The following is a 22,138-nucleotide window of genomic DNA, read 5'->3' as shown; positions in this document are numbered from 1 at the left end:
AAACACAGGGATCGTCAACGCTCTGATCGGAGTTTTGACGATCCCTTCGTTTCACACAAAATTCCTCCTTTAGCATCCGCCTTTTGGACGACCCCGGTCCAGCGATTTCCCACTATGCTTTAGATAGATCATCTCAGGTAACTTGAATGATTACCAAAGTGACTGGGGATTAATCGTAGTATTTTGTATTCCAGCTCGCTGTGATGAAGCATTGAAGTTGTTTTTACCATTCTACAATCATCACACATGAGCAGCCTGTTCAATCCTGAACACAAGAGGAGAACGCATCATGGAATCCCAATTTGCAAGCGTCCCTAGAAGTTTTACGGCCACCCCATGGTGGATGGTCATGATAGAAGGTATTGCCCTGTTCATTGTGGGTCTACTCCTTCTATTCGCACCGGCAACCACGACAATTTTGCTGGTACAGATTCTCGGGTGGTTCTGGTTAATCAGCGGCATCATGGCATTTGTAAGTATGTTTATTGATCGAAATCAGTGGGGGTTGAAAGCGGTCACCGGGGTTCTGGGAATATTAGCTGGTATTGTAGTCATCCGTCATCCACTCTGGAGCGCCTTGATGATCCCTGCTTTCATCGTCGTTTTCCTGGCTGTGCAGGCATTAATCACGGGCCTCATCCAGTTGTATCAGGGATTTAAAGGTGGTGGTCTTGGTGTAGTAGTATTGGGGGTTGTTAATATCATTTTCGGTATTATCCTCCTCACTGCACCATTGATTGCAGCTAGAGCACTCCCATTGGTCCTGGGCATCTTCGCCGTGATTGCCGGTGTGGCTACATTTGCCAGCTCTTTCCGGCTACAGGATCGCCAGCAGATATCCAGGTCAGAACCTTCTGCTGCCATCTAATCAACTTCTGACCACACAAAAATTCAATCTGGCGCTTTCCTATCCATCAATAGGAAAGCGCCAGATGTATGATCAGCAACAGCTGTTCATTTTTTCGACTTCGCCCGCTCCACTATCCTCATGTAGAACTGCAATTTCCAGCAAACATGCTTTGTACAGCATATCCCATCAGGATGAATAATCTAGCAGAAGTGTTGGACAGATAAAAATTCAATCTTTTACGGCCTGAACATAAAAATATCCTTTTACGCTTGCCATTTACAAGTTTATCGCGTTATACTAGTACTTTGTCAAACTTCGTTTGCTAGGTTGTGCGCCCGCTACGCGGGCGGGAGGGGGGAAATGCCGGGGCACAGCCCCCGATCCCCCAGTCAAGGGGCTCGCCGCCCCTTGCATCCCCGCTTTCCTATCACATGATGTCTGACAGACTACTAGGAGATCTCCGGGCGGTCATCTGCTCCGTCAGGTGATATGATAAAGGAAAGTAAGCGCGCCCCTGGTCGGGTGCGGCATAAAGATAGAGACAAACACATGAATCCTGAATATGATCTCATCGCTCCATTTTACGATATCGAGCACGCACATTTTGACGAAGATCTGGATATGTACAATAACTTCGCCGAGCTGTGCGGAGGAAAAATACTCGAGCTGGCCTGTGGGAGTGGCCGTGTAATGCTCCCTCTGGCGGAACAGGGTTACGAGGTAACCGGGGTGGATAATTCCAGTCAGATGCTGGAACTGGCCCGCGAGGCGCTACAGGAAGCAGGAGTAGCCGCCCGCTGCACCCTGGTAGAGCAAGATATCAGCCAGCTCCAGTTACAGCAAAAATTCCGGCTGGCGATCATTGCGCTGGGCTCGTTTGCCCATATCACTACCCGCAAAGAGCAACAAAAAGTACTGGCCGCGGTTCGTGCCCATATGAGTACCGGCGGAACGTTTATCGTGGATATCAGCAATGCGGATGCTCGCTATATGGAAGAACTGACCGGACAGGTCCTCCATCAGGGTACCTGGCAGGATGAAGATGGGACATATTTTACCCATTTTGTCAGTCCCGCTTCAGCAACACGTACCCACCAGCTCGAACTCACCCATTTCTATGATCGCCATAGCCAGGGTGGCACTGTCCAAAGAACTGTGGCAACCACGCACCTTTATCTATTTGAACGCAGTGAGATGGAACTGCTCCTCGAACAGGCGGGCTTTGTCGTTAAGGATGTCTATGGGGATCATGACCTGGGTCCTTTCAGCCTGGAGAGTCCGCGCATGATTTTTGTGGCTGAAGCCCGATCATAAGCCGCAGTCACAGATAAGCGGTAACGAGTAAATGGCAAATGAAGAAAAGGATGTTGAAAATGGCACGTACTCCGTTACATGAATGGAATCTGAAGACCGAAGCTGCGATAGCCTTGCAGCATGAGCTGGCACAGCATATCGTGTTGGAAGATCATCTCGGTGAGGTCCGCTTTATCGCTGGCGTCGATATGGCGATTAACGAAGAGCATAATGCTGCCCGCGCCGCGGTCGTGCTCATGAGTTTTCCCGAATTAGAGATTGTGGAGCGTCACGTCTACGAGGAACCAATTCGCATGCCGTATGTGCCAGGCCTGCTCTCGTTTCGAGAAGCACCCAGCGTCATCGGAGCCTTTGAACAATTACGTCAGAAACCAGACCTGATTATGGTTGATGGTCAGGGTATTGCCCATCCCAGGCGCCTGGGTATCGGTGCCCATCTGGGACTCTGGTTGGAGATTCCCACTATTGGTTGCGCGAAATCGCTGTTGACTGGCAAATATGACAAAGAGAAACTCGGGGAAGAAGCGGGCTCATGGGTGCCATTGATCAGCCGCAAAGAGACAATCGGAGCAGTGGTCCGCACCCGTACCCGCGTCAACCCGATGTTTATCTCGCCCGGTCACCTGATCAGTCTGGAAACCAGCATTCGCTATGTACTGGCCTGTGGCAAGGGCTATCGCTTACCAGAGCCAACCCGGCAGGCAGACAAACTATCTAAGGATAACACAACACCTGACAATACGGACGTAAACTTTACTATTAACTACTCTTCCTCGCAGCCAGATACCAAGAACATGAATGTCCAGGTAAATCAGTTCAAACTATGGTAGCAACCAAACAAAAAATTATCCTGATAGGCAAGCTATTTTGCTTATCAGGATAATTAGCAGATGCATATGCAGTGTATTCGGATTTATTGCTTAAATCAGGAAGCCAACTCTGTAGTATTTTTCTTGCCCTCGACTTTGCACAAAGAAGAAGATTTAATGCCTAGAATCATCTCCCACATATCCAACATCTCAAGAAAACTGACCTTTTCAAATCGATAGTCAAGAAGAGCAAAGTACATCAGCTCATAGTTGCCTTTAGAACCATCTTCCGTGAAGTCTTCCATAGGTTACCTCCTAATCATCAGAAACAGCCTAATTAAGAACAAACCATTCCCTTCACAAACAACCAGCAGGAAACCAGATACATCAAACTCACAATACATGGGGATAGACAGGCGCGTGTTACTTGAGTGCGCCTGTGAGTAGGGGAAAGTTTTTCTTGAAGGATATGGTGTGCTGTGTCGCTTGTCGGCATGGCCAGCAACACCGAGCATGAACCAATGCCAGCCCATTTCTTGAAGGGAATGGTGTGCTGGTTCTCTGCCTGGACCTGATCAGCAGCCAGGAGCAGGACATCATGGGCAGCTACAGCTTGACCGTTTCGCTTGCCCCTGGCAGTTTGGCGTACGGGCGTACGGGCGTGCAGGCGTGCAAGAAGCTATAAACTTCCTGCACACCGGATAATTTAGGGACATCAGATTTTTCTGCATATTTTACACCTACCAGTTTCGCCACCTTACAGAAGCTCAAAACTACAAAAGTCGGCGTTTAAACGGGGAGTTTCATTAGTTTAAGCTGAAATTGCGCGATCTACCAAGGGTGCTAATTTTCGCCCTAATGAAGCTATGCCCCCCTTATGAGCAGAATAGGCATCATTAGCGTTTCGGTTGAACGGTTTCCCCTGGGCAGCTCGCATACTGCAAGAGATAGTAAATAGATCCTCAGCTGCACAATCAACCCCATAATGGCGTTTTATGACTTCACGCTGTCCAGGCGTTAAGGTATCGAGTGCAGCATAAAGAGGAGTGAAGTCACGTTCAGATCGAGGAGCTTCATTAGGAACCTCTAATAAATCCCTAAGATAGGTACCCTCAGAGCCACTATGATTAACCAGCAAGACATCATAGCTATCAACCTGCATCATAGGTAGCACCTTACCACCACGTTCTTGCGGAGACGTGATCAAACTACCATGCCTCATACAATGCTTAACAATCTCACCAAGAGCAGCACGCTTTAAATAACCAATTGGGTTAGTATGAGCCAGAGCTTTATCTAGACACTCAACAAGCGTCAAGTTACCTATCTGTACAAGATCAAGATACTCAACACGTCTACGACCGTTACAGTGGCAAATCTCAGCATACTTGCGAGCCATCCAGGTAACAGATGAAAGACAATATTCAATCAACTCAGAACGAGCCAAGCTATCAGCTACACGGGCACGCTGAATTAATATCTTCTCTTGATCCAAAGACAACCGTTCCGTTCCAGAAAAATTTTCATCAATCAAATTCGCTACGTCCCTACGATACTGTTCTTCATTGGTCAAAATTGGTCCATAGTCAGCAGTTTGAGATGCAGCCATAAGCGGCCCCCTTCCCTGAGTTGACTTTGCCCGCCTCACACTGCATACTCAAAGTGTGAGAGCTGGACCCCGTGAAACTGGAACTACTCTCATACAGCTAGCTAGAGTGCTGGAACACCCTGGCTAGCAACCTTCCACAAAAAACACCTAACGCCAACCTTACCCAAATCCCCTCAAGATCAAGACTCAAATCTCAATAATCACATAACTATTATGCATCGCAAAAATCAAATTGTCAATAAAAATCACAATCAAGTTTAAGGCTCAAAAATCATTAGACAAATTGAGCCAAAAGGCTTATAATATCAATATCTCTAGTCGCAAAAATCAAAAATCAAAAAAGGGAGGCGGCAATGCAGGAACGATACTATACACCCGATGAGGTCATGAAACTGCTAGGCATATCCAAAGCAACATTAAACAGAAGAGCGGAAGACGGAACTATACCAAGTGAGTTAGAGCCAGGAAAAAAAAGGGGCAGAAAATACCCAAAAGAAGCCATCAATGCGCATGTGAAATTACAAAAGCGCAAGGATCAACCCAAACTAACGTTTGGCCCAACTACCAACAGCGAGCTATGGGCAAGCTATCAGAACCACTTCAACCTGTACGAACCTGAAGACATCGTTACATACGACCGGCTCTTAGAGTGGAAGGACGCCAACAAAGACATATTCATGTCGGCCAGGGAAAACGGGAAGAGAGTTGGAGGAGTAACAATCATGCCACTGGCAGAAGATGTTATTAAGTCACTGATAGATGACAAGATCAAGAAGCAAGATATAGAGCCCTGGTCCATAAGAAAATGGTCTGACAAAGATCTAGCAGCCTATATACCAAGCATATCAATACACCACACAGGCGACAAACGGAAGGACAAAGACAGAGGACTCTTTATCATCAGGAACGCTTTAAGATGGGCACTCTCTCTAGACAAACACTACGATATCAAAAAGTGGTATGCAATTGCTGCAACCCCAGAAGGCAAGAAACTGGTTGAACACCTAGGATTCAAGAAACTTAAAGGGAAGAGAGACGCATACGTATTAACCGACCTCAAAAGCGCAACCAGACCCATACAAGCATTCATAAATCAAATGGAACAAGAAGAAGACCCCCTTGTTCCATCACTGAAAAACAAACGCATAAAGTAACTAAAACAAATGGAGGCCAGGCCAACCAACAAAGCCAAAATATGCAATGTAGGATAAACAGGAGGAAAACATGCTACAAACAAACAATAGCATATATCCAACAGCGATACCTGCTATTATCTACTGTCGTGTATCCACAGATAGACAAGAAGATGATGGAGAAAGTTTAGACTACCAGGAAGAAAAATGCTTACAATATGCCAAGCTACATAATTACAAAGTTATAAAAACAATAAAGGAGGCGAAAAGCGGATATATACATTACAGCCTACGCGATCAATTAACCATTGCCCGACAATTAATACACGACGAGCTGGCTAAAGTATTAATTGTGTTTGACCTGAGACGCCTTTCCCGTAACTTTGTTCATTCAGCCATCATCTTTGAGGAAATAGAACAAGCAGGAGGATCTGTAGTCAGTGTCAGCGAGAACATTGACAACAGCCTCACAGGAAAGCTCATTAGGTCTATTCTTGCGTGGAGCGCAGAATCAGAACGCCACAAAATTGTTGAATACGCAAACCGACATTGGCAAAGCAGGCTAGCACAGGGTTTACCTATGGCAACGGGAAGAGCGCCCTACGGTTGGGACTGGGCAGATGAAAATAAAACATACTACAAGATCAACCCTGAGTTAGCCCGTATACGTTTCTCCATACTCTATATGTTCGTCGATCTGGATATGAGTTTAAGAAGTATCGCTCACAAACTCACAGAAGACAACATACCATCACCATCAGCCATGCGAAAGGAGAAGCATGCAGCAAAAGGATGGCTACCAGCAAATGTATACAGAATGATAATTGACGAGAAGAACATAGGCAATCTTACAATTTGCAAGGTGACTTATGTATTATCGGAAAATGGCAAAAAGGTTGCCAGACCAAATAAAAATGCACGCATAATTCCAAACGGAATACCAGCCATAGTAGATATAGATAGATACAATAGAGCAGTACAAAAACTGGAAACGAACAAAATAGAAAAAAGCCATCCACCAAGGAATATAGAGGATTTTCTACTACGTGCAGGATACGTCTATTGTAAAGAGTGTAGAACAAGGATGCGAACAACGACAGAAAAGAAAAAAGGACGGGAGTTCCCTTACTACCAATGCGGATATAACAACAACAAGTACATAACATGTGACGCACGTACACGTATTAACGCACCAGCATTAGACAAATTAGTATGGGAAGAATGTTGCCGTATCTTTGAGAGGCTAGAACTTATTCAAGACATCTTAGAAAGAGAAGCAGAGAAAGCAGTACAAAAACTGTTGAACGATGACTCTGCAAGTAATCTCACCTCACAATTAGAAACAGAAATAGACTATGCAAAGGAGGAAAGAAGAAATCATAGAGAAGGAAGTTACTATTACAATCTCATAACTCAAGACATCCAGAAAAAAGAAGAACAACTACAAAAACATAAAGAGGAGGCCATAAAATCCACACCTTTTATAAACAGAGCAGACACGTATAAAAAACGCATACAGAACTTTATTGCCTTCCTCAACACCATGAAGGGCAAATATCACAAAGCCAGTTACAAAGAAAAAAGAGAGGCGCTCTACATTCTAGGCGTTAAAGTATATGTTAGCAAACTCCCCTCTATTAAGAAACTACCAAACCAAGCATATATAATTCCAGAGGGGAAAGTATACATAACGTACTCGCCAGTCCTGACAGGTGTTCCATTATCTAAAGATAACGACTGGACAGAGCCCCGAGACGAACAAGATCAGCAGCTAAGCCTGTGGCCATAAGTTACCATTAAAAAATACGCGGTACTAGCCTTTGGATTCATTGATGTACAACGGTAAGGTAAAGTAAAAAGTTGTACCTTTGTTGACCACGGTATCAAAGCCAATGGTGCCACCGTGTTGCTCCACAATCAACCTGGCAATAGACAAACCCAGACCATAGCCACCCATTTTGGATTGCTGGCTATGGTTTGACTGGTAAAAACGCTCAAAAACATGCTGGCTATCTTCAACTGGAATACCATATCCGGTATCCACCACTGAGATCATCTCAAAATGATCATCATGCCGACGTGCACTGACCGTGACAGTGCCTCCAGGGGGAGTAAATTTAATGGCGTTGGCCACCAGGTTATTCAGGACCTGTTTGATACGCTGGGGATCCATATAGAGCGCTGGTACATCAGACGGAATGTCCTGGCATAGCGCAACTTCAGCTTTTAAAGCTTGCGGTTGCAAGCTACGCACTACCTGGCGCACCAGGCTCAAGAGATGAACCTCCTGCTGCTTTACTTCAAACTGACCCAAGTCTGACCGTGTCATAAACAAGATATCTTCTACGATCGAGATCAGTTGCTGCACACCTTCCTGGGTATATCCCAGGTACATGCGCTGCTCCTCATTCATCTCACCCATATGCCCCTGTAGCAGCAGATCAATAAAACCATGCACCGAGTTGAGAGGGGTACGTAACTCATGCGAAACCATCGAAACAAAGTTTGAACGCACACGATTGGCAACTTTTAAAGCGGACATATCACGTGCATTAAAAATGGCATAGGAAAAGCCATCGTCCAGTTGAATAGGATTCACACTGGCCGAAACCTCAAATTTACCAGGTTGATCGGTCCCGATGATTAACTCTTCATTGGGAAGAGGACGCTTTTGCTCTAGCGCCCGCACCAGTGGACAGCTCGATGTTCCACAAAGAAGCATGCGATTAAGATTCTGGCAACCTAAGAGCTCGGTACAGCTTTTTCCAATGGCGCTCGGCCTGGCTACACCTAGCTTTGTCGCCGCAGCAGGATTCAGATAGGAGATCTGAAAATCTTGCCTGAGGGTAATAATAGCATCAGAAGTATTCTCGATAGCGGCATTAATGGCGTGCCGCCGTGGTTCTGTGGTGTTTTCATCGGCTGTATCTATGGTCACCTCCTGAGAGAATGCCTCGGGTACAACTGGCAGTGATGCATCCATTTTTTCTTCAATTTGAGCTTGTTTTTGAATACGCTTCCTCAACCTGGCCCAACCTTTCCCCCTACTTCACAACAAACTTATACCCAATACCTCGCACTGATACAATATGTTGCGGCCGATCAGGATCTATTTCTAACTTCATACGTAAACGACGAATATAGACATCTACGATGTTACTGTTATTCTCATTATCATTCCAGACATCAGCCAGTAAATGGTCCCGATTAACAACCTGACCGGAACTATTCATCAGAACGCGTAGGACTTGCATTTCGGTTGGAGTTAAAGTAATCGGTGAGCGATTCCCAACCACCACTTTCAGTTCAGCCGGAAAAAGTTCAATCTGTCCTCCCCTGATACTTTGGTTGCCAACCTTCCCATTTTTCTTAATGCGCCGCATCACAGCCTGTACCCGAGCCACAAGTTCCTGATGATTATATGGTTTACAGATATAGTCATCTGCACCGATATTAAATCCCTGTAACTTGGCCTCAATCGTGTCCTGGGCCGTCATAAAAATGAGTGGAATCTCATAGCCTTCCGCACGCAATTTCGCGGAAAACTCAAAACCACTAATGTATGGCATGGTGACATCAAGGATCAACAAATCCGGTTCACGCTTCTGGATCATTTGCATGGCCCCACGTGGATTATCGGCTGTTTCGACCTCGTAGCCCTCTTTACTGAGAACGAATTGCACCAGCGTGTTCGCAAACCGATCGTCATCAACGACAAGAATGTACACTGTTTTCCCCTCTTCTTGATATCTCAGTTTGCCGCGCACCCCCTGTAGGTCGCTCTCTATAGAGACTGGTGAGCATCAATACACCTATAGAAGAACCTACGGGCATCAGGATTACCCCCGATGGTTGGTGCCCGCGAAAGGCACCTGAATCAAACCATCTATGTGTATACAAGGACCATTAATGCATGTAGGGGGGAAACATACATCACCGATCAATTGCATATTGATATATTATTGATGAGTAATATGTGTGTATGGTACACGCTGAATGCGTGTAGTGTCAAGATGAAGCCTTTAATGCTCGTAATTTTTCCAGCTGGATCATCAATATTGCGATGTCTGCTGGAGTCACACCTTCCACTCGTGAAGCTTGCCCAACGGTTCGGGGTAATGTACGCATGAGCTTCTGGCGTGCTTCGGTGCGCAAATGAGGGATAACCTGATAGTCGAGAGTTTCAGGGATGCGCATTTCTTCCAGACGCCGGGTCCGCCGAACTAATTGCTCTTGCTTACGAATATAATTTTCATATTTGACCTGCAAATCAACCTCCTCAGCCGCTTCATCTTCCAGCGGTGGAAGTTGTAGGGTGCCGGTAACAGAAGCAGGATCTTCTGCCAGGGCAGCGCGTTCTTGTTCCACCCGCTGAGCCAGTTGCTCCACCTGCTGATAACGCACATCTGGTCGCCGCAGCAACTCGCGTCCGGTCATCATCTGGCCGAGTTGCGCGATACCCACCTCTTGCGCGCACGTCTCCACCAGTCGTGAAGAGGTAAACGTCACATCATCCAGACGTGTCAGCGCAGCTTCGATGGCGGCACGTTTCTGCAACACCTGAAAGTAACGCTCCTCATCAATCAATCCCAGGCGATAGGCATGATCACTCAGACGCAGATCCGCACTGTCCGGTCGCAATAAAAGTCGATGTTCCGCCCGCGACGTATGCAAACGATAGGGCTCACTCATCGGACGCGTAACCAGATCGTCAATCAAGACACCGATATAGGCCTCGTGGCGTCCAAGCACAAAAGCTTCCTCGCCACGCGCCGCCAGAGCCGCATTGATACCAGCCATAATTCCCTGCGCCGCCGCCTCTTCATATCCCGAGGTACCATTAATCTGGCCCGCCAGAAAGAGGCCAACCACCGGCTTGGTCTGCATCGTTGGTAACAACTGCTCGGGGAGCACATAATCATATTCAACTGCATAGCCCACGCGCATCATTTCGGCACGTTCCAGGCCAGGAATCGAATGCAACATGTCCAGCTGAACATCTTCAGGCAGGCTGGTATTGAGTCCCTGCACATAGATCTCACTGGTACGCCAACCCTCTGGCTCTAGAAAGATCTGATGCGAAACTTTATCAGCAAAACGGACAATCTTATCCTCAATCGAAGGACAGTAACGTGGACCAACGCCTTCGATAATACCTGTGTAGAGAGGCGAGCGATGCAGATTATCCCGAATAACCTGATGGGTACGATCAGTTGTCCGCACCAGATAGCAGGGGAGTTGTGGACGCCAGCCGTTCAAGTCTTCATCTACCACAGGATAAATCGAACTGGGCCGACCGCCCGGCAATTGAATGTCCTCATGCGCCTCACGATCACGCGAGAAATAGAGCGGCACACGACTACCAGGTTGCGGTTCGGTCTTACTATAATCAACCGTACGAGCATCAATACGAGGCGGAGTGCCAGTTTTAAAGCGACGCATTTCCAGTCCCAGGGCGCGTAATGCATCAGAAATCCCCAATGCGGGACCCTCGCCCGCACGACCACCTGGTTGTGTCTTCTCTCCGACGACCAATCGACCATTAATAAACGTGCCGGTCGTCAGAATAATCGAAGGTGCCTCATAACTCCAACCATTATTGGTCACCACACCGCTCATCACCGGACGACCATCGCTCCCCGTATAGCTGAGCAATTGTGAAATAGTGGCCTGCTTCAGCTCAAGATTGGGCTGGCTCTCTAACACAAACTTCATCGACAGGCGATAGGCCTGTTTATCACACTGAGCACGCAAAGCTTGAACAGCAGGACCCTTACTCGTATTAAGCATGCGTATCTGGATAAACGTGCGATCGGTATTGCGACCGATTTCACCCCCAACGCATCAATTTCTTTAATCAAATGACCTTTAGCTGGACCACCCATCGAAGGATTACAAGGCATTAATGCCACACTATCCAGATTCATGGTCAGGAGCAACGTCTTACGCCCCATACGGGCGCTGGCTAACGCCGCCTCACAGCCCGCGTGGCCGGCTCCCACCACAATAACATCATAGTGATCCAAGGACATGTTCATGCTTTTCGTGCCATTACTCATAACTGTATTATCCTGGTTGATTCCTTTTATATGAACGATTTTTCACTCCTGCACGGTTCGTATTATGCCCTAGATACCGGCCCTCGTCAATATTGGATGCACGAAACTAGTATTTTCTGCCAGAAGACCATAATAGCACAAGACAAGTTTTACTGTTTTTTGGATCAGGTAAAAAGCAACAACACGGGAAGCCAGATGAACATGAGGAGAGATCGGTAAAAATTAGCAGGGATAGCACAAAATTAGCGCCAAAAATGATTGACGTATAGGCTGAAGCATGATAATATCAATATGACCAGACTAGGGGCGATGGCGGAATGGTAGACGCAGGAGACTTAAAATCTCCCGGCTGAAAGGCTGTGAGGGTTCGACTCCCTCTCGCCCCACTCTTCTTCTACAAACACATCAAGAATCTTCTACTCACCAGCAAACAAACTCAGAAGGCTTTTTTTTTGCCATTTTTGCTAAAGTCTCCCGGCTTAGAAAAACACTTCCGCTATGGTTCTTCGCGCCTACGGGGCTCAAAAATTTTAGTCCGTTGCAATACGGTGACAGTATTTTTTGTTATCATATTTGATGGCGGAAATTTTGTACGTCTATATCTGTAAGGATAGAAATTATTGTTAATGCTGACGATACAGATTAGAGAGAATGGGTAGAACACAACAAAGTCGTAATTTTTTCGGAGAGGGTGCTTTCAGATGGCATGCGGCAGCCGATACTTCTGCCAGGTATGTCAACCATCTATGACAGTGAATCACGCCTACTTAATGAATAAAAATTCATTAAGTAGGCCAGAAATGGATCTAAATGGGGCAATAGCCCGTTTATCGATGAATTAATTGTCATAAAAATGGCCGGATTGGCCAGTTGAAGAGCCTCTCCCTCTTGTCAGCAAGCCATACTCGTGTTACACTGCGACAAAAGATTACAACTTTTTTAGCCGCTTCTCGTACATGATTAGAGAAGACGCAGTATATCGTCCTCTTATGATCTGAATCGATTTAAAAGAATAAATGAGCGGTGACAAATGCTAGAATCAACTGTAAACGCTTCAAATATACTGGGAGTGGGGACCGGGGCTCTAAAAGCAACTACTCGGAAACCACGTCGCAATCAAAATAATGGGGCAGGGGTAGGTGCGACGGGTGTACAGGATATCACTACTACTAATGTGGTAAGTACCAGGACGAAGACGGGAGTCATTGTGGACTCAATGAGCGATGCAGCGCTTGTTGAACTGGTCCTCGATGGCGAACAGGATATCTTCGCCACGCTCGTTGAGCGCTATAAAGATGCTGTACAGAATCTCGCCTATCGCATGCTCGGAAATAGCACAGAAGCTGAAGATGTGACACAGGAAACTTTTGTACGAGCCTTTACACAGCTCGCTACGTATAAACCTGCGCATAAATTTAGTACCTGGCTGCTTTCCATTGCGTCCCATCTGGCCATTGACCAGCTGCGCCGCAGACGTTTCCTGGCTCTACCACTTGAGGATGTCCCATTTTTAGAATGGATTGTCGATGTTGGTGTGAGCCCGGAACAGTCGGCCTTACAGGGTGAGCAACAGGATGATATACAGACGTATCTCCAACGCCTGCCAGGTAAGTATCGAGCAGTAATTGTTTTACGTTACTGGTACGATTTCTCATATGAAGAAATCGCAAATGCCCTGAAACTGACTCCTGCACTGGTTAAGGCGCGTTTACATCGTGCTCGCGAATTGCTGGCTCGCTATATGCAACCAAAGACTTCCAATGAGGGGGGACCAATCGATGCGCTGTCGCGACGCTAAAGAATGGCTGAGCGCTCAGCACGATGACGAACGTGAGTCATCGCAGTCTGGCGCACTCCAGGAGCACCTACTGCATTGTGCTTCTTGCCGTACTTTTGCGCAAGAGCAGCGGCGCTTCGACGCTATGCTTGGTTCACTAAATAAACGGGTTACCACAACCACTCCTCCATTGGTACGTCCAGCCAGCATTTCAACTGATCAGATTATGCGGGCAATTCAACAAAAAAAACAGATTACAAGTCAACTTGAGGATCTGCGCCAACAGCAAAAGATACGTGTGGCACGTATGCGCACAGTCGGTGCTGTCAGCGCCGCGCTAGGTCTCCTGACATTGAGCAGCATTCCACTTTTGTTTCTGATCGTGGCGATTATTCAAACTGATCTTGCGTTAAAAACACTTTCACTGTTTAATGGTGTTATTGATGAGGGAATTGTACTGGGTGAATATATTCAACCTGGACTCACTCTTGTCACTCGCGATAACTTGCTGCTATCCGGGCTAGCATTCGCAGTGGTCGTCATGATGGGGATGTGGCTTCGCTTAATGCGCGCTCCGCAAGAGGCGTAAAAGCGAGGGTCATGGTCAGGTAGTGACCATGATAGGGAGTTCTAGTATGCAAAAGGTCTCTCGAAGACAACGATTCATGCTCTCACTGCCGAGTGTTGTACTCTTAGCAGTGTTTTTGATAGGCGGTGGGGTGGAAGCACTTACAGCCGGTATTCCTACAGCTTCGGCAAAGCAGGCCAGTGACCATCTGGTTACCCGGGTCACGCAAAGTAATGTCGACTGCACTGGTCAACCAGGTAGAGCCAGTTTCAAAAGTGCAGTGGTGGTGAGCAGAGGTGAGATAGTATGTGGGGATTTGACTTCTTTCTGGGGGAATATGACCATTCGGGGTGAAGTCAAAGGGGACGTTGTGGTCATTGGTGGAAATGTGGTTATCGATGGCGGGGTCGACGGGAACGTGACCCTTTACGGCGGCAATCTCAGTTCCTCTCCTGGCGCACACGTCAATGGGGACATTCATGTTTGTGGAGGTCAACGATCCAAAGATACTGGTTTACTGCTTCATGGTAGCTACTTCGGCTGCCCGACTAGCGTGATTGATATACTGGGAAATGATGCGGGGATTCAATTTCGTTTCTGGTATATTGTGACATGGGTCTTGTTGGGGATGTTATTAACCACCTTATTACCAGAACATGTCATGATGGTTCGGACAACGGTTAAAAGTAAATTGCGACGCAGCCTCGCCCTGGGGCTATTAAGTATTCTGCTTGCACCAACTATTTTTACTGTGTTGCTGGCACTTATTATTCCCATTCCGTTGGCAATTTTGGTCGCAGTAGGATTTTTCGCCGCCTGGGCACTGGGCACTGTCGCGATCGGCTGGATTATCGGGGATTGGATCACAAAACGTATTCTTCCTCAGCATGATACACGTATAGTACAGGTAGTAATCGGTCTGGCCATACTGGCATTGTTTGGATCGCTTCCATACATTGGTTGGCTGATAAATATTGGGATTGGTACTCTGGGCATCGGAGCAGTCTTTTTAAGTCGCTTTGGCACGCGACTCTATGCTCCCCCCAAACAACCACTTTCCTGGTAAACCTGCCATGGATATGAAAGAAAGTGCTGATACTTAGCGTTTTCAATAAGTCCAGCATGATCAATGTCCTTCAACATGCAAGACTCCATTGTTGGGGCTATGTAGTAGTAAGAATTGAAAGATACAAAAACGCTGGAAGGATGGGACGGACATCAACGACAGTAATTGTCGTCAGATGCCGCCGAGGTGAACATGAGCATTGATGTTGAACTGACAGACCTTGCCTACGGAGGAGACGCCGTAGGTCGCTATGAGGGACGTGTCTTGTTTGTTCCTGGAGGAATTCCAGGTGAGCGGGTACGTGTCGAGATTGTTGAGGAACGCCGCGGCCATGCACGTGCAGAACTCCTGGAAATTCTCCGCCCTGCGCCTGAACGGGTTGAGCCAGCCTATCCACAGTTAATTGATAGTGGATGTCAATGGCAGCATATCGCTTATCCCGCCCAATTAACCTGGAAGGCACATATTGTACGCCAGCTGCTGGTACGCATTGGCAAACAGCCAGATGCGCTCGTTCATCCCACAATTGGTATGCCGGCGAACATTCCTCCCTGGCATTATCGCAACTATGCTGTATTTACGGTGGGTATGGCCGGAGAGATAGGCTTTAAGTATACTGAGAGCCACGATGTCCAGGATTTAGAGGAGTGCGGCTTGCTCCATCCTGCTCTGGATCAGGTGTATCAACTGGTGCGCAGAAAGCTGATTGATTATTTTGGTGACACACTTGGTCAGATGTTGCAAAGCGTGACTATCCGTGGAGCAATTGGAGCTGTCAGTAATGCCGCCACCGGGATCGCTCCCAACGCAGTTAAAGCGGTGCCGACTCTATTGACCCTGAATGCACGTCCAGGCTCTATGATGGAAAATCCACATCAACTGGCTCAGGAATTGATGACCATCGCACCCGGCATTGTGGGTGTAATTATCGAGCGTGTCGGTGGACGCTATGGCCGTGTCTTTGTCGGTCAGGAATTTTTGACGGATGCTGTCCTTGGTAGACGTTTCCGCATTTCAGCCGATTCGTTCTTCCAGGTGAATCCAATTCAGACTTCGGTTCTGGTTGAGCAGGCCATGAATGCCCTTGAACCTCAACGTCATGAAATCGTGCTGGATGGGTATAGTGGCGTCGGGCTCTTCTCAACCTTTCTGGCTTCACAGTGTTCGCGGGTGATTGCGGTAGAATCACAACCCAGCGCAGTTATGGATGCTCGTGCTGGCTGTGCGCTGAATAATCAGAATAATATTACTGCTCTGGAAGGCACACTTGAGCGCATTCTCAATCAGTTGCACTATCGCCGTGAGCGTATAGATATTGCCCTGGTCGATCCACCACGGACTGGCTGCCATCCTAAAGCCCTGCAAGCCCTGCAGACGATGGCTCCCCGGGCAATCTGCTATGTCTCCTGCGATCCAAGTACTCTGGCCCGCGATATCGCCACCCTCTGCTCAGGAGGACGTTACCGTCTGGTCTCAGCCCAACCGGTAGATATGTTCCCGCAGACATACCATATTGAGAGCGTGGCCTTGCTGGTACGCGTCGGTAAGTGGTAATCCTGATCTGACCTGATAGCCTTCTAAAGGCACAAGTATGCATACAAAAAGACGGATCTTTCAATACAAGATCCGTCTTTTTTTGCTTACTCATGCGAGCCATCAACACTGATACGCACCGCATCCCTGGCGTAAGCACACAGCTAGATGGAATCGACCAGGGTTGGGCGCTTGCTCAGCGTAATCTCAATCTGACTCCCTTTCATCATCACAGTACCAGCGGGAGGACTCTGCTGAATCACCAATCCTGGCTGAACATGGGGACTATCTACCGCCTCGCCACTCACAATTACATTCAGGCCACATTCTTTTGCACTCCCCATCGCGTCAAAAAGATCCAGATTTTTCAGGTTGGGCGCTCCTATGCGATGATCAGTATCTTCAAGCTTAGCAACCACAGAACCAAACCAGGTATATAAGGTCTTTTTCTCGTCATTCTCGCGTTTCGCGGCATCAACCTTATCCTTGTGCGACTTGATTCCCAGAATCTCATCTTGCAAGGTAAAGGGATGGTCCACATAAGATAAGATCACATCTGGATTACTACCAGGCGTCTCAATATACACGTCGCCGACATCAAAGAAACGTGCAATCACCCCTGGCACTTTAACTCTAATATCTCGAATACTTTTATATTCAACCTCCAGACGCGTCTCAAAGAAAAAGGCGATGTGGCGCTCAATATCGATGATGCGTCTGTTCGTGAGAATATACACGTCATCCACAAAGTTGGTATAGATCAGGAAGATGGTTACCAGCAATCCCAGCACAACCAGCCCCATGAAAATCCACCAGTATTCCCACATAGAGTATGGGATAACACCTGTGCCAGGGGCAAAGAGGGCGATGGGAGCCAGGATGACGAGCAAGGCTATCGGGAGGGCCAGGTTGCGCCAGAGCAGGTACGCCGAGCGCTGAATATACATGACAGTATATTCACCCGAGACATAACGAACATCACAGGGCAAGCGCAGGATACCACCAAAAGTACGCCGTGGTCCCAGATAACGGCCCTTCTCTCCCCGAAGCGGTGGCAAATTTTCATCCGCATTAGGAAGTGTAGGAACCTCTTTCCCTTTAGCCAGGGACTGCAAGACCGCCGCCAGCTCTGGATCTTTGGGCATGACAGGATCCGCAGCCTTGGGTTTCTTGGCTTTCACATCAGTTGAGATACCCTGGATAGCATCACGTACAGCTTTTGGATTTGGTACGTTCCGAATATACAGGTCCCCACCAGCCAGATAGACGTGTACAGTGCCAAAATTGAGGAAGAGCCCGAGTAGTGTATCTACCCCAATACCTACTTGCTCAACCTTTTCAATCGGTGTCTGTTGACGTGTTGGCTCGAATAAGCCACTCGCATTGATAATGCGCTTATCGGTAATAATATACGTTTCATACCACCAGGCAACCAGGTGTTTATACAAAAACCAACCACCAGTTGCCAGCATGGCCAGGATAGCCGTAATCTCCAGGACGATCCACAGGGATGTCAGGTTTGGATAGACCACTGCGACAGTCGTCACGACAATGATTGCCAGCACAGATAGCAGAAGTGGCCACGCTGGCAGGACTAAAAACCACCAGTGCCGACGCACGACCTTCAATACAGTCTCACCTGGTTGCTGACCAGGAAATTGCCAGGCCCGATTAGGCCCACGTCTTAACTGCGACCCACTAAAGCGGCGTCGCACCGAGCCCAGGGGATTCACAGAAAACCTGGTAGTAGTCGTCGTTGTTGTAGTTTGTTTGGATTTCTCGGCCATTCAGTCACCTCAAAGGTCAGCACAGGATTAAGCACAATGTGCGCTTGATAAGCAAGCAATCATTTTTTGGCAGCTTTTCTACGTGAAGCAATGACAGCCACCACAATCGCAACAACCGCAATCAAGAAAATGACAGCCGCATAATTCAATGGATCCGGTGATTGGATATCTACGGAAACGGTCGAACGACCAGCCGTGGTTCTAAAGTAATTACTCAGGTATCCAAGCACAAAAGCACCCGCAATGACGGCGGGTACAATACCTATAAAACGTTCCTGAGGAGAAGATGGTCGAGGGAACGCTTTGTTCCCTACATAATATCCCAGCGCAACCATAGCTGCAAAAATAATCAAGGACCAGAAGGGGCCGCCAAGAAAGCTCGCCATCGAGTTGGTTTGGGGCTGTTGACTGGCACCAGCAGCATAGCCAATGACCGATGGAAGTCGGCCAATAAAAGTACCAACAGCATTACTTGTATCTTGATGAACAAGGAACGATGCTAACAAAATAAATACGAGTGAAACAAGCTCACGCCGCCAACCACGCTGAAAACCAACCACAATGAAGACCAGGATAGCAACGAAAAAGCACTGCTGTTCAGTGAAAGGTAATGACATATATCTGAATCTCCCCGATGTCGCCCGAGCACCATACACTACACAACCTGAAAAAGCCGCAATGCAGAAATTTTTCCCGTAAATTCCATTCTTGCATTTAATCATACCACAGGTTATTTACAAAACCTAGAGTCTTTGGAGGCAAATTTTTCTTCTTTCTTCCCTCTATTACTCATGATAATACGCGACCTAAATGGATTGAAGGCAAGCGTACCAGCACCTACCCGATGGTCAAAAAAATTCGTAAATAGAGGCTCAATGTGCTATAATAGTGCAGGTAGGATCAAATTTTCTAGACCCCTCCAAGCAGCTTGTATCAATGCTTCAACCCGATATCGCCCTTCAGGCTATGTCTTACTTTTTGGTGAGGATGTTTTTATGGAACCGGGCAATGTAAAGCCAGTTAATATCGTTACAGAAATGACAGGAGCCTATCTCGACTATTCAATGAGTGTCATTGTGAGCCGCGCGCTCCCAGACGTTCGAGATGGCCTGAAACCTGTTCATCGTCGTGTGCTCTATGCTATGGACCAGATGGGTCTGCAATCAACGAAAACGTTTCGTAAATGTGCGGGTACCGTTGGCGAAGTGTTGAAGAGTTACCACCCCCATGGAGATGCGTCCGTGTATGATGCGCTGGTACGTATGGCTCAGCCATGGTCAATGCGCTATCAACTTGTGCTTGGTCAGGGTAACTTTGGCTCACAAGATGATGATCCACCAGCAGCGATGCGTTACACCGAGGCCAAAATGGCCGCGATCTCCGATGAGCTGCTGAGTGATATCGAAAAAGATACGGTCGACTTTCGTCCGAACTATGATAATCAGGCGACTGAACCAGTTGTTTTTCCCGCACGCTTACCCAATCTGCTCCTCAATGGCTCAACAGGTATCGCCGTAGGTATGGCGACGAATATCCCCCCCACAACTTGAATGAAGTCTGTGATGGCATTATGTATCTGATCGAAAATCCAGAGGCCACCACCGAGGAACTATCACGCATTATTCGTGGTCCCGACTTCCCAACAGGCGGTATTATCAAAGGCCGTGAGGGGATCCGCAATACCTACGCTAACGGTCGTGGTCGCGTGGTTATTCGCGCCAAAACCCATGCCGAAGAGACTGAGCGTGGCCGTATCAGCATCATTGTGACCGAGCTTCCCTATCAGGTCAATAAAGCCGATCTGGTCAAAAAGATTGCTGAACTGGCCCGTGACAAAAAGATCGATGGCATCGCAGAGGTCCGTGATGAGTCTGACCGTCAGGGTATGCGTATGGTTATTGATCTCAAACGCGATGCCAATATGGAGAGTGTACTTAACTCGCTCTACAAGTATACGGCGATGCAGACTGCCTTCAACACCAACATGCTTGCGCTGGTCGAGCAGCAACCACAAACGTTAACCTTAAAAAAATTCCTGTACCACTATATTCGCCATCGTGAAGTTGTGCTGACGCGCCGTACGCAGTTTGAGCTGGCCAAAGCCCGCGCTCGTGCCCATATCCTGGATGGATTGAAGATCGCCCTTGATAACCTGGATGCGGTGATCAGCATTATCCGTACGTCACGTTCCGCCTATGACGATGGTTTGACCAAGCTGCGCGAGCAATTTGGACTCTCCGACGAGCAGGGTAGAGCTATCCTGGATATGCGTCTGGCCCGCCTGGCTTCGATGGAGCGGCAGAAGATCGAAGAGGAACTGGCAGAGGTTCTTCAACGCATCGACTATTACAATATGCTGCTGAGCGACATCAATGAGATCCGCAAGCTGATTACCAATGATCTTATCCAGCTCAAAGAAAAATATGGTGATCCACGTCGTACTGAGATTGAAGAGGCCGAGATCGGGGACTTCAAATACGAGGACCTGATCCCGAACGAAGAGGCCGTCGTGACCCTGACCGCCAAGGGCTATATCAAACGTCTCCCCTCTAACACCTATCGCGCACAGCGCCGTGGTGGACGAGGTGTGACTGGTATGGCAACCCGCGAGGACGATACCGTACGCCACTTGCTGGTCACGCATACCCACGATAGCTTACTCTTCTTTACAGATCGTGGTAGGGTCTTCCAGTTAAAAGCTTATGAACTGCCCGATGTCAGCCGCACCGCCAAAGGTGAACATCTAATCAATATGATCGCCATCGAACAGCGCGAACGCATTACCGCGATCGTCTCAGTTCCCAAGGATGCCAGAGGCGATGTTTTGATTGTGGCTACCAAGAAGGGTGAAGTCAAGAAGACCAACATGAGCGAATTCGAGGTTGTGCGTCGCCAGGGTCTGATCGCGATGAACCTGGAAGACGACGACGAGCTGATCGGTGCCAAAATGGCACATAACGGCGACGATGTCCTGCTCATCTCGGCGAAAGGTCAGGCGATTCGCTTCTGTGTCGATGATCTACGGCTCGCCTCACGAACCAGTGGTGGTGTTCGCGGGCTACGTCTGAATGCCAGTGATACCCTGGTCTCACTCAATCTGGTCAAGGATGACAGCCACCTGCTCATCGTTACCGAATACGGTTACGGCAAACGTACACCTGTTGAGGAATATCCTCGCCACAACCGTGGTGGTAGCGGCGTCATCACATCAAGGGTTTCCGACAAGACTGGTTCAGTCGCCACCGCCCGTGTCGTCACCGATCTGGACAGCGATCTGATGATCATCTCAGCCAGTGGTGTCGTCATCCGTACCGATGTGAATGCCATCAAGGTCAGCGGACGTGCCACCCAGGGCGTGATCCTGATGCAGGTCCACAAAAATGATGCCATCGTGGCCGTTGCTACAACCAATGGCAAAAAGACCGCTGATGGCGACGAGGATGAGGATGAGGGTACCGAATTACCACTGGAACTGGACGAAACAGCTATCCCAGTCGCAGTCCCTGCCACAGGTGAGAGCGATGAAGAGCTGAATGCTGAAGATGGAGAGTCCCCTGTCGTCGCAGACGACGAAGCAACACCAGAAGATCAGGAGTAATACGCACCTGCCGTTAGATACGCACCTGCCGTTAG

The 22,138-nt window shown here is 47.9% G+C and carries 15 protein-coding genes, 1 tRNA gene and 2 pseudogenes; 11 read left to right on the top strand and 7 right to left on the bottom strand.

Annotated elements, in window-relative coordinates:
* Window positions 1-289: 289 nt before the first annotated feature.
* From KDW_RS12690 to nfi, 3 genes are all read left to right on the top strand, one after another.
* Window positions 290-868: an HdeD family acid-resistance protein gene (locus KDW_RS12690; RefSeq protein WP_151756296.1), complete on the top strand. Its 579-nt coding sequence runs from the start codon at window positions 290-292 to the stop codon at window positions 866-868.
* A 531-nt stretch (window positions 869-1,399) separates the two neighbouring features.
* Window positions 1,400-2,164 (top strand): class I SAM-dependent methyltransferase, encoded by a 765-nt coding sequence (locus tag KDW_RS12685; protein ID WP_162005182.1) that lies wholly within the window; start codon window positions 1,400-1,402, stop codon window positions 2,162-2,164.
* A 59-nt stretch (window positions 2,165-2,223) separates the two neighbouring features.
* Window positions 2,224-2,994: a deoxyribonuclease V gene (gene nfi, locus KDW_RS12680; RefSeq protein WP_151756294.1), complete on the top strand. Its 771-nt coding sequence runs from the start codon at window positions 2,224-2,226 to the stop codon at window positions 2,992-2,994.
* Window positions 2,995-3,089: 95 nt separating this feature from the next.
* Here the strand turns inward: nfi and KDW_RS12675 are convergent, their stop codons facing one another.
* A complete protein-coding gene (locus tag KDW_RS12675) occupies window positions 3,090-3,278 on the bottom strand; it encodes a hypothetical protein (protein WP_151756293.1) in 189 nt (62 codons plus the stop codon).
* A 506-nt stretch (window positions 3,279-3,784) separates the two neighbouring features.
* Window positions 3,785-4,582 carry a sigma-70 RNA polymerase sigma factor region 4 domain-containing protein gene (locus KDW_RS12670; protein WP_151756292.1) on the bottom strand — a complete coding sequence of 266 codons (798 nt, stop codon included), beginning with the start codon at window positions 4,580-4,582 and terminating at the stop codon, window positions 3,785-3,787.
* Window positions 4,583-4,935: 353 nt separating this feature from the next.
* Between KDW_RS12670 and KDW_RS12665 the strand changes: the two genes are divergently transcribed.
* Window positions 4,936-5,736 (top strand): helix-turn-helix transcriptional regulator, encoded by an 801-nt coding sequence (locus tag KDW_RS12665; protein WP_151756291.1) that lies wholly within the window; start codon window positions 4,936-4,938, stop codon window positions 5,734-5,736.
* 70 nt (window positions 5,737-5,806) lie between these two features.
* Window positions 5,807-7,504 carry a recombinase family protein gene (locus KDW_RS12660; protein WP_151756290.1) on the top strand — a complete coding sequence of 566 codons (1,698 nt, stop codon included), beginning with the start codon at window positions 5,807-5,809 and terminating at the stop codon, window positions 7,502-7,504.
* A gap of 24 nt (window positions 7,505-7,528) precedes the next feature.
* On the opposite strand, the gene KDW_RS12655 is transcribed toward KDW_RS12660, so the two are convergent.
* From KDW_RS12655 to KDW_RS35870, 3 genes and pseudogenes are all read right to left on the bottom strand, one after another.
* Window positions 7,529-8,740: a sensor histidine kinase gene (locus KDW_RS12655; RefSeq protein ID WP_162005181.1), complete on the bottom strand. Its 1,212-nt coding sequence runs from the start codon at window positions 8,738-8,740 to the stop codon at window positions 7,529-7,531.
* Window positions 8,741-8,759: 19 nt separating this feature from the next.
* Complete coding sequence (locus KDW_RS12650; RefSeq protein ID WP_151756288.1) at window positions 8,760-9,443, bottom strand: response regulator transcription factor; 684 nt, start codon at window positions 9,441-9,443, stop codon at window positions 8,760-8,762.
* 280 nt (window positions 9,444-9,723) lie between these two features.
* Window positions 9,724-11,753: pseudogene (locus tag KDW_RS35870) on the bottom strand (tRNA uridine-5-carboxymethylaminomethyl modification enzyme MnmG/GidA).
* A gap of 324 nt (window positions 11,754-12,077) precedes the next feature.
* On the opposite strand from KDW_RS35870, the gene KDW_RS12640 reads away from it, so the two are divergent.
* The 5 genes from KDW_RS12640 to rlmD all read left to right on the top strand — a co-directional run bounded on the left by KDW_RS12640 (window position 12,078) and on the right by rlmD (window position 16,739).
* Window positions 12,078-12,160: transfer RNA gene (locus KDW_RS12640), tRNA-Leu, on the top strand.
* A gap of 644 nt (window positions 12,161-12,804) precedes the next feature.
* Window positions 12,805-13,572, top strand: coding sequence for an RNA polymerase sigma factor (locus tag KDW_RS12635; protein ID WP_198925254.1), 768 nt, complete (start codon window positions 12,805-12,807; stop codon window positions 13,570-13,572).
* Entirely contained in the window at window positions 13,553-14,140 is a 588-nt protein-coding gene (locus tag KDW_RS12630; RefSeq protein WP_162005180.1) for a zf-HC2 domain-containing protein, read from the top strand. Before KDW_RS12635 ends, KDW_RS12630 begins: the two co-directional genes overlap by 20 nt.
* Before the next feature lie 46 nt (window positions 14,141-14,186).
* On the top strand, window positions 14,187-15,185 hold the full coding sequence (locus tag KDW_RS12625; protein ID WP_151756286.1) for a DUF8173 domain-containing protein: 999 nt from the start codon (window positions 14,187-14,189) through the stop codon (window positions 15,183-15,185).
* 192 nt (window positions 15,186-15,377) lie between these two features.
* Complete coding sequence (gene rlmD, locus KDW_RS12620) at window positions 15,378-16,739, top strand: 23S rRNA (uracil(1939)-C(5))-methyltransferase RlmD (RefSeq protein WP_151756285.1); 1,362 nt, start codon at window positions 15,378-15,380, stop codon at window positions 16,737-16,739.
* Between the two features lie 143 nt (window positions 16,740-16,882).
* Here the strand turns inward: rlmD and KDW_RS12615 are convergent, their stop codons facing one another.
* Both KDW_RS12615 and KDW_RS12610 read right to left on the bottom strand, forming a co-directional pair.
* A complete protein-coding gene (locus KDW_RS12615; RefSeq protein WP_151756284.1) occupies window positions 16,883-18,505 on the bottom strand; it encodes a PH domain-containing protein in 1,623 nt (540 codons plus the stop codon).
* Window positions 18,506-18,564: 59 nt separating this feature from the next.
* Window positions 18,565-19,122: a hypothetical protein gene (locus KDW_RS12610; RefSeq protein WP_151756283.1), complete on the bottom strand. Its 558-nt coding sequence runs from the start codon at window positions 19,120-19,122 to the stop codon at window positions 18,565-18,567.
* A 378-nt stretch (window positions 19,123-19,500) separates the two neighbouring features.
* Here KDW_RS12610 and gyrA point away from each other — a divergent pair.
* Window positions 19,501-22,103: pseudogene (gene gyrA / locus KDW_RS12605) on the top strand (DNA gyrase subunit A).
* The last annotated feature ends 35 nt before the right edge of the window (window positions 22,104-22,138 follow it).

The organism is Dictyobacter vulcani, assembly GCF_008974265.1.
GTDB lineage: Bacteria > Chloroflexota > Ktedonobacteria > Ktedonobacterales > Ktedonobacteraceae > Dictyobacter > Dictyobacter vulcani.
This window is presented reverse-complemented; position numbering and strand designations above follow the sequence as displayed.

What these genes read in the sequence shown, in the direction of transcription:
- KDW_RS12675 (WP_151756293.1), bottom strand. Translation starts at nt 3,278, where the DNA reads ATGGAAGACTTCACGGAAGATGGTTCTAAAGGCAACTATGAGCTGATG.
- KDW_RS12690 (WP_151756296.1), top strand. Translation starts at nt 290, where the DNA reads ATGGAATCCCAATTTGCAAGCGTCCCTAGAAGTTTTACGGCCACCCCA.
- KDW_RS12630 (WP_162005180.1), top strand. Translation starts at nt 13,553, where the DNA reads ATGCGCTGTCGCGACGCTAAAGAATGGCTGAGCGCTCAGCACGATGAC.
- KDW_RS12610 (WP_151756283.1), bottom strand. Translation starts at nt 19,122, where the DNA reads ATGTCATTACCTTTCACTGAACAGCAGTGCTTTTTCGTTGCTATCCTG.
- KDW_RS12615 (WP_151756284.1), bottom strand. Translation starts at nt 18,505, where the DNA reads ATGGCCGAGAAATCCAAACAAACTACAACAACGACGACTACTACCAGG.
- KDW_RS12660 (WP_151756290.1), top strand. Translation starts at nt 5,807, where the DNA reads ATGCTACAAACAAACAATAGCATATATCCAACAGCGATACCTGCTATT.
- KDW_RS12685 (WP_162005182.1), top strand. Translation starts at nt 1,400, where the DNA reads ATGAATCCTGAATATGATCTCATCGCTCCATTTTACGATATCGAGCAC.
- KDW_RS12635 (WP_198925254.1), top strand. Translation starts at nt 12,805, where the DNA reads ATGCTAGAATCAACTGTAAACGCTTCAAATATACTGGGAGTGGGGACC.
- nfi (WP_151756294.1), top strand. Translation starts at nt 2,224, where the DNA reads ATGGCACGTACTCCGTTACATGAATGGAATCTGAAGACCGAAGCTGCG.
- KDW_RS12625 (WP_151756286.1), top strand. Translation starts at nt 14,187, where the DNA reads ATGCAAAAGGTCTCTCGAAGACAACGATTCATGCTCTCACTGCCGAGT.
- KDW_RS12670 (WP_151756292.1), bottom strand. Translation starts at nt 4,582, where the DNA reads ATGGCTGCATCTCAAACTGCTGACTATGGACCAATTTTGACCAATGAA.
- KDW_RS12665 (WP_151756291.1), top strand. Translation starts at nt 4,936, where the DNA reads ATGCAGGAACGATACTATACACCCGATGAGGTCATGAAACTGCTAGGC.
- rlmD (WP_151756285.1), top strand. Translation starts at nt 15,378, where the DNA reads ATGAGCATTGATGTTGAACTGACAGACCTTGCCTACGGAGGAGACGCC.